4 protein-coding genes and 1 tRNA gene are annotated in these 8737 nt (G+C 74.7%); 2 read left to right on the top strand and 3 right to left on the bottom strand.

Annotated elements, in window-relative coordinates; translation table 11 throughout:
* Positions 1-146: 146 nt before the first annotated feature.
* From GKQ77_RS21315 to GKQ77_RS21305, 3 genes are all read right to left on the bottom strand, one after another.
* A complete protein-coding gene (locus GKQ77_RS21315; protein WP_308117739.1) occupies positions 147-2633 on the bottom strand; it encodes an NB-ARC domain-containing protein in 2487 nt (828 codons plus the stop codon).
* Between the two features lie 76 nt (positions 2634-2709).
* Positions 2710-4575, bottom strand: coding sequence for a hypothetical protein (locus GKQ77_RS21310; protein WP_219690527.1), 1866 nt, complete (start codon positions 4573-4575; stop codon positions 2710-2712).
* Positions 4576-4827: 252 nt separating this feature from the next.
* Positions 4828-4903, bottom strand: a tRNA-Arg gene (locus tag GKQ77_RS21305).
* 269 nt (positions 4904-5172) lie between these two features.
* Between GKQ77_RS21305 and GKQ77_RS21300 the strand changes: the two genes are divergently transcribed.
* On the top strand, positions 5173-6867 hold the full coding sequence (locus tag GKQ77_RS21300; protein WP_219690526.1) for a dynamin family protein: 1695 nt from the start codon (positions 5173-5175) through the stop codon (positions 6865-6867).
* A gap of 4 nt (positions 6868-6871) precedes the next feature.
* Positions 6872-8737 (top strand): YfjP family GTPase (locus GKQ77_RS21295; protein ID WP_219690525.1); only part of this gene is annotated, 1866 nt, incomplete at its 3' end.

The raw sequence follows: 8737 nt of genomic DNA, 5'->3' as shown, positions 1-8737 counted from the left end.
CGCCCACACGCCACCTGGCCCGCACCAAGACAGCCCTCCTGCTCCACGTCGTTCCGCTCCACCCGGGACGGCCAGACATTACGGCAAGCATGTCCCCACCCTCGGGCGCGCCCAGGGCGGCCTGTTCTCGCGAACCGGTACATCGCTCAGACCGCGCGGAGCCGTTCGCGCAGTTCCTCGGCGCGGGGGCTGCCCATCTCCTCGTGGATGGCCAGGGCCCTGGCCAGGTCCTCCCGCAGGCGGGAGCGGTCGGCGCCGGGGCGTTCGGCGAGGGCGGCCAGATCAAGCAGGGCCTCGGCCTCGTATGCGTATGCCTCGCGTTCCCGCAGCGCCCGCGCGGCCTCCCGCAGGGCGGGGACGGCTTCTTCGGTGCGGCCCAGGTGGTCGAGGGCCCGGCCGAGCGCGGCGTGGGCCCGGGCCGCCATGCGGTGGTCGGGGTCGGGCAGGGCGAGCAGGTCGGCGCGGGCCCGCCGGAGCGTGGCGAGCGCCTGCGCGGGCTCGCCGTTCGCGTCCTGGGCGCGGCCGAGGAAGAAGGCGGCGATGGCGGCCCCGCGCGCCTCGCCGGCCCGCGCGTTCAGCTCCATGGAACGTTCGTACGCCGCGATCGCGCGTGCCGGGTCGAACCGGTCCCAGTAGCGCCCGGAGAACTCCAGCGCGGACGCGAGCAGCACCGTGTCGCCGGCCACCTCGGCGCAGGCCAGGGCCGCCGTCAACTCCCGGTCGGCCCGCTCATGTTCGCCGAGGTCCATGAGCGGGCGCGAGAGCAGGCTGCGCAGCCGTGCCTCGGCCGCCGGGGCGACCGCGGCCTGCGCGTAGCGGGCGCCCAGTTCCAGCGACTCCCGCCAGTCGCCGAGATGCCGGTGGTGCAGGAACAGCACGGTGAAACTCTCCGCCAGCTGCCACCCCTGGGTGTGGAGCCGGTGCGCACCGGCGGCGCGCAGCACCGCCATGATGTTGGCCCGCTCGGCCTCCAGCCACTCCAGCGGCCCGGGCCCGCCACGCGCCGCGAACGGGTCCGCCCGTCCCTCCAGGAGCGGACGGAGATCGGCGACCCGCGTCCGGTCGGCACGCACCGAGCGGTCGGCGAACGCGGTGAGGACCAGATAGTGCGTCAGGACACGGCGTACGACGTCCTGTTCGGCGCTCTCCGGCTCCTCGGCCGACGCGCGGGCGCGGGCGTGGGCGCGTACGAGTCCATGGAACCGGTAGCGGCGGTCCTCCGCCGTCTCAAGGAGGCTCATGTCCTCCAGTACGTCGAGCAGCAGCTGGGCGGCGCCCACGTCGGAGCCGAGCGCGGCGGCGGCCGTCGCCGTGTCGAAGCAGTGGCCGGGAAGGAGGCCGAGAAGCCGGTAGCCGCGCGCCAGCTCCGGCGTCAGCTGCCGGTAGGAGGCGTCCAGGACGGCGGTGACCGGTGACTCGCCTCCCACGCTGAGCGCCGGCAACCGGCTCTTGTCGTCGTCCAGTTCGGCGGCGAGCGCCCCCAGCGTGAGGCGGCGGTCGTTCACCAGGCGTGCCGCCGCCACCTGGAGGGCGACCGGGAGCCCGGAGCACAGATCGGCGACGCGGCGGGCCGCGTCCGGATCGGCGGCGACGCGCTCCTCGCCGCACCGGTCGGCCAGCAGGAGCAGCGCGGCGTCCTGGGTGAGGGGCTCCAGGGACAGCGGCCGGGCGCCGTCGAGGGCGAGTTCACCGAGCCGCGCGGTGCTCGTGGCGAGCACGGCACTGCCGGGCCCCTGCGGAATCAGGGCCCGCACCTGCGCGGGCGCGGTCACGTCGTCCAGCACGAGCAGCATCCGCAACGCGGACGTACGGCTACGGAAGAGCGCGGTCCGCTCGGCGAGGGAGGGCGGCAGGAGCGCGTCGTCGACCCCGAGGGACCGCAGACAGTGGCCGACGGCTTCCGTCACGTCCGCGCCACCGCCCCCGCCCACGCCCGCGTCCACGCCCGCACGGGCGCGCAGCGCCGCGAAGTCGACGTAGAGCCGCCCGTCGGGGAACCGCTCCCGCATCGTGTGCGCCCAGTGCCGGGCCAGGGCGGACTTGCCGACCCCTGGCGGCCCGGCGAGGACGCGCACGTCGACGTGCGAGACGGTGGCTACGTCGGCGCCGGTCGTGTCGCTTGCCCCAGCGCCGGACAGGTCGGCGATTTCCATGGACCGGTTGATGAAGCGAGTCCGGAGCGAGGGGACTTGAGAGGGCGGCCCGTCGGGGCGCGGCGCGGGCGGTACGTCGTACGAGATGCCGGTCAGCGCCTGGGCGGGAGGCCTGGCCCGGGCCGCCGCGGAGGCGGACCCCTGCCCGCCCTCCTCGTGCAACTCGCTCAGCAGTACGACGAGTTCCCGCGCCGTCTCGGACTCCTCCCGCAGCGCGTGCCGAAGCCTGCGCCGCAGCCGGTCCGTGGCGTCCCCCAGACTGTGCTGGTCCTCTGACCGCAGCGCCGCCGCCACCTGCTCCACGGCGGCCCGCAGCTGCTCGTCCTCCGCGTCGGCGTCCCCCGTCCCGGCGCCCTCCCGCCGCCGGCTGAACAGCCGGGTGAGCAGGGTCCGCGTACGCGTCCACGCGTCGGTGACCGCGAGTCCGACCAGTGTGGTCGTCGCCCCCGACGCGGCGATCGCCGCCACCTCGACTGCCACCGGGGAGCCCCCTTCACGTACCGGCCGGGCTGCCGTATCAGCGTCGGCCTGCGTGTCGTCGACCACCGTAGTGTGATCAAGGAGGGGTGTGTAGTGGGGCACTTGGGCGCAGCAGCTCGATGTCGTTCCGTGTGTCCCCGACGCGCAGGGTCACCGGGCCGCCCGTCGGCGGGCGACCCGCCCGGAGCAGGGTGTAGACGACCGCGGCGACCAGCCCGGGGTCCATGGCGCCGGGGGCGGCCGGGGCCAGGACGGTCCGGCCGTCGCGGAGGGCCACCAGGCACTCCCCGGAGGAGAGCGCGGTCGCGGCCAGCAGACTCCCGGGCCGGTCGGCCAGCGCGTCCCGCACCCAGCGCAGGGCCGCGACCGGTGTGGGCGCGGGGGCGGAGGCCACCAGGACCGAGGCGCTCTCGGTCAGCCGCCGGTCGCGTTCCTCGTCGGGCCGGACGCAGAGATGCGAGTACCGGGCGCGGAGACGCGAGTACCGGGCGCCGAGACGCGAGTACCGGGCGCCGAGACGCGAGTACCGGGCGCCGAGACGCGAGGAGAAGTCGCCCTCCTCCTCGCCGCGTACGTCGACGTCCTCGTCGCCCGGTACATCGGCGTCCTCCTCGCCCCGTACGTCGGCGACCGCGGCGGGAACACGGCTGACGCGCACGGTGACCCGGCCCCCGGCGTCCACCTCCATGTGGGAGCCGACCACCCAGGAGGCGACAGCCGCCGCCGAGTTGCCCGGTGCCGTGAGCGCGAGCGGGGCGGGCGGGGCGGCGGCCGCGGGCGGCTCAAGCCGGAGCAGGTCGTACAGGGCGGTACGCAGCCGGGCGAGCGCGGTGCCCGGCGTGTCGAAGGCACGGGCGGCCACCGGTGCGTACCGCTCGGGCTCGTCCGCGTGGTCGCGTACGACGGCCTCGATCTGCGGCAGCGGGCTCGCCTCGGGGTCGTAGCGGGGTGCGAGCCCCGCCAGGTCGGCGCCCGCGGTGCCGGGCACGGCGTCCGTGCCGTACGCGGCGAGCGCCAGGGGCTTGCCCAGCGCGGCGCCGTACAGCGTGACCGAGCCGTGGTCGCCGATGACGGCGTCGGCGGCCACGAGCGCGGGGCGCCAGTCGTGCACCGGCGGGATCAGCAGGAGACCCGCGTCGAGCGCCTCGGCCTGCAGGGCGCGGAGGTACCAGGCGCCATGGGCCGCCCACACGTTCGGGTGCAGTACCAGCGCGACGCGGTACTCGTCCCAGGGCAGGCCGGCGAGCAGGCGCGCGGGCAGCCCGGGGTCGCGGCCGATGAGAGAGGTCGGCCCCCACGTCGAGCTGACCAGCACAAGGCGCTGACCGTCCGCTACCCCGAGCGCGCGCCGGTAGCCGTCACGCCGGTCCGCGCTGACGAGCAGTTCGTCGAGGCAGGGATCGCCGATGAGCAGGGTGCGCCCGGCGCTCTTCGGATGCGCGGCGAGCAGCTGCCGCTCCTGTTCCGGGTGCGATACGGCCGTCCAGGCCCGGCCCGCTTCGAGGAGCGCGTCGGGCGCCACGCCGGACAGGCGGCTGCGCGGGGCGCGGGAGTCGGGCACGTACTTCTGGAAACCGATGCCGTGCGGGAGCACGAGGACCGGGCAATCCCCCTCCGGCACCTCGATGTTCTCGCTCGCGCTGAGGATCAGGTCGGGGTCGATGTGGGCCAACTGGTCCCACGGCATGACACGGCAGCCCGAGTCGTACAGCAGATCGAGCGAGCCGTCGCCGAAGGCGGAGGTCGGGTCATGCGCGAAGACGACCGTCACGCGGGGGTCCGCGCGCAGCACCGAGGGCAGTGTCTCCAGGACGCGGATCGTCGAGGTGAGGGTGCGCGTGGCGACGACGAGCCTGCGCTCACCGGGAAATGTGCTCCAGCGGTGGGCGTCGTGCCCGACAGGGACGCGCAGGAACGGAATGTCAGCGGACCGCGCGCCCACCCCGAACCCCCTCGCGCTCAGCGCAGGTTACGCGGCTCGCGGCTCGCGGCTCGCGGCTCGCGGCTCGCGGCTCGCGGCTCGCGGCTCGCGGCTCGCGGTCAGTGTGGGTAGCGCATCTCAAGCTTGCTCGCAACCTCTCCGGTCCGTGCCAGGCCACGCGCGAAAACCCCAGGTCGGCGGCGTGGGGCCTCATTGTAGAGCGGCACCGCGCAGAGGCGCGCGCGCCGCTACCGGGCGCGCGGGAGAGGCTGTTGGCGCCCCCGGCAGGACTCGAACCTGCGGCCAAGCGCTTAGAAGGCGCCTGCTCTATCCACTGAGCTACGGGGGCCAGGTGTGGCCGGGTGGCACGGGGCGGACGTGGGGGAGATCCGTGACCTTGCCGGGGACAAGGATAGGGCTCCCGGGACCCTGTCCCCGGTGCTTCGCCTCCGCGCCACGATGTGGAGGTTCGGTGAAGCGGTCCTGATAATCGCAGGCAGGTGCGAATCTCGCATCGCTTTTGACGCCTCACGCCCCGGGTGTTGTGCACTCGTTATGCCTGCGCCCGCGGTCGTCCCTTCCATCCCCTGTGTCCGATCGGCGCGCAGAGGCGTCCATATGCTTCAGAAAGCCGCCAAAATTGGGCATTCTTCGCATGTGGTGACCTTGGACGTACGGCCTCAATTGCTTGACGCACTCTCCGCCCTGCGCGAGCGTGTCGCCGCCGCACGCTTTCCGCTCCCCCTTCCGGGGGCGCCACGCGCGCGTGCCAACCGCGATGAGCTGCTCGCACAGCTCGACGACTATCTGGTGCCCCGGCTCAAGGCACCCGAAGCGCCCCTGCTCGCCGTCATCGGCGGGTCCACCGGCGCGGGCAAGTCCACGCTGGTCAACTCCCTCGTGGGGAGACAGGTCAGCGAGGCGGGTGTGCTGCGGCCCACGACGCGTACGCCGGTGCTCGTCTGCCATCCGGACGACCATCACTGGTTCGCCGGGATGCGCGTACTGCCCGACCTCACGCGCGTGTGGATGCCCCCGCAGGAGAGCACGGAGGACGGGGAGGGGGACGGAGACGGCGAACCCGAGGACGATCTGCCGGGCTTCGGCGGTGACGAGCAGGAGCGCGCCCTGCGGATCGAGACCGCCCACAGCGTGCCGCGCGGCCTCGCCCTCCTCGACGCCCCCGACGTCGACTCCCTCATCGCCGACAACCGCGTCCTGGCCGCCGAACTGATCTGCGCGGCCGACGTATGGGTCATGGTCACCACCGCCTCGCGGTACGCCGACGCCGTGCCCTGGCATCTGCTGCGTACCGCCAAGGAGCACGACGCCACCCTCGTCACCGTCCTCGACCGCGTGCCCCACCAGGTCGTGAGCGAGGTCTCACGGCAGTACGGCGCCCTCCTCGCCAAGGCCGGCCTCGGTGACGTGCCGCGCTTCACCGTCCCCGAGCTGCCCGAGTCCGCGGGCGGCGGCGGGCTGCTCCCCGCCAACGCCGTCGCACCGCTGCGCGCCTGGCTCACCAGCCGCGTCCAGGAGCCCGCGGCCCGCGCCCACGCCATCGCCCGCACGGCCCGCGGCGTCCTGCGCTCGCTCGACTCCCGGCTGCCCGAACTGGCGAGCGCCGTCGCCGCCCAGCACGCCGCCGCGGTGCGGCTCACCGCCGCCGTCGACGAGGCGTACGACAACGAGCACGCGCGCGTGACGGGCCGTCTGCAGGCGGGCGGGGTCCTCGCGGGCAACGCCCTGAAGCGGTGGCGCAGCTACCCGCTCGACTGCGGCCCTGGCGAACTGCTCGACGCCATCGCCGAGAGCCTGGAGGCGCTGCTGCTGTGCGCGGTCACGGCGGCCGACGAACGCATCGACGAGGCCTGGCGGCGCGAACCCGCCGCCGACGTCCCCGGACTCGCCGGCCGCGACCCGCGCGCGGAGAGCGCCGAGCACCGCATCGGGATGGCCGTACGCAGATGGCGGCGCGTCCTCGAGGAGTACGCCGAGGACGAGGTGCGCGGCCTGGAGAAGGTCGACAAGACCCCGCTGCCCGACCCCGAGGTCGTCGCCGCGCTGCTCGCCACCGCCCTCCTCGGCGGGCACCGCGCCCGCGCCGCCGGGGAGATCCTCGCCGAACGGATCGGCGCCCAGGGCGCGGTCCGGCTGCGCGACCGCGGCGGGCGCCTGCTGACCGACTACCTGGAGAAGGTCCTCGCCGCCGAGCGCGAACGGCGGCTCGCTCCCCTGGACGCCCTAGAGGTGCATCCCGAACCCCAGGCCGAGCTGATCGCCGCCCTGTCCGTACTGCAGAAGGAGAGGTGATCCGGTGACTGCCGTCACTGACCACACCGAACGCGACGAGCGGGAGAAGCGGGAGGAGCGGGAAGACCGGGAGGAGCGGGAAGAGCGGGAAGAGCGGAAGGAGCGTTCCGGGGGGCCCGGCCGGTCACCCGACTGCTCCGAAGAGGCCTGGGACGACGGCCTCATCGCCCGCCGCGTCGCCGAAGGGCAACAGCCCGCGAACACCGAAGTCCGCGCATACGTTCCCTCAAGGGCCCCCACTTCGTACGAAGGGACAGGGTCCCCCACGTCGTACGAAGGCTCCGGGGCGCCCACTTCCTACGAAGGACCCCTGCGCGAGCGGCTCGACGCGCTGCGCGAACTCGTCGGGCTCTCCCGCACCCGCCTGGACAGCGGCACGCTCGCCGAGGCGGGCCGGGTGCTCGACGAGGCCGCCGCCCGGCGCAGGCTCTCCGAACGGCACACCGTCGTCGCCATCGCGGGCGCCACGGGCAGCGGCAAGTCCACGCTCTTCAACTCCCTGGCCGGCGTGATGATCTCGGAGACGGGCGTACGCAGGCCGACCACCGCCGCGCCCATCGGGTGCAGCTGGACGGATGGCGCCGCGGGCCTGCTCGACCGGCTCGGCATCCCCGGACGGCTGCGCCGCCGCCCCCTCCAGGGGCCCGGCACCGATGAACTCCAGGGGCTCGTACTGATCGACCTGCCCGACCACGACTCGGCCGTCGGCGAGCACCGGGAGCACGTCGACCGGATCCTGGCGCTCGTCGACGCCGTCATCTGGGTCGTCGACCCGGAGAAATACGCCGACGCGATGCTCCACGAGCGCTATCTGCGGCCCATGGCGGGCCACGCCGAGGTCACCTTCGTCGTCCTCAACCAGATCGACCGGCTGCCCGGCGACGCCGCCGACCAGGTCCTCGACGACCTGCGGCGCCTCCTCGACGAGGACGGCATCGCCCTTGGCGAACACGGCGAACCGGGCGCCACGGTGCTCGCGCTCTCCGCATTGACCGGTGACGGACTCGGTGAACTGCGCGAGGCGCTGGGCCAGTTCACCCAGGAGCGGGGCGCCGCGGCCCGCCGGATCGCCGCGGATCTGGACGCCGCCGCGGAACGGCTGCGTCCGGTGTACGTGGCCGGGTCGCCCGGCGGCCGCAACCGCGGACGTGTCGGGCTCAGCGAGGAGGCCCGCGAGGAGTTCGCGGACCGCCTCGCCGACGCGGTGGGCGCGGCGGCCGCGGGCGACGCGGCGGAGCGGGCCTGGCGCAGGCACGCGGGCAAGGCGTGCGGCGACCCGTGGCTGAAGCTCTGGCGGTGGTACGAGGGTCAGCGCTCCCCGCACAGCGACACGCTCTCCCTCAGACCGGCCCCGGTGGACGAGGAGGCGACGGCGCGCCAGCGCGTGGAGCACGCCGTGCGCACGGTGGCCGACGAGGCGGCGGCGGGGCTGCCCGTGCCCTGGGGGCAGGCCGTGCGGGAGGCCGCGGCGCGCGGCGCCGAGGGGCTGCCCGAGGCGCTGGACGAGCTGGCGGTGACGGCGGGCGTGCCGGGCGGGCGGCCGCCGCGGCCCGGGTGGTGGCCGGTGGCGGTGCTCGCGCAGGCGGCGATGACGATGCTCCAAGTCGTCGGCGGGCTCTGGCTGGTGGGGCAGATCATCGGGATCTCCGAGCCGAACCTCGGGGTGCCGGTGCTGCTGATGCTGGTGGGCATCGTGGGCGGCCCGTGTGTGGAGTGGGCGAGCCGGATCGCGGCGCGGGGGCCCGCGCGCCGGTACGGGCACGAGGCGGAACGCCGGCTCCGGGAGGCGGCGGCCGGGTGCGGGCGGGCCAGGGTCCTCGATCCGGTGGCGGCGGAGCTGCTGCGGTACCGGGAGGTCAGGGAGCAGTAC

The organism is Streptomyces anatolicus, assembly GCF_019400875.1.
In the GTDB taxonomy this organism is placed as follows: domain Bacteria; phylum Actinomycetota; class Actinomycetes; order Streptomycetales; family Streptomycetaceae; genus Streptomyces; species Streptomyces anatolicus.
This window is presented reverse-complemented; position numbering and strand designations above follow the sequence as displayed.

Excerpts from the sequence above, each read along its gene's own strand:
- GKQ77_RS21300 (WP_219690526.1), top strand. The coding sequence starts at position 5,173 with ATGCTTCAGAAAGCCGCCAAAATTGGGCATTCTTCGCATGTGGTGACC.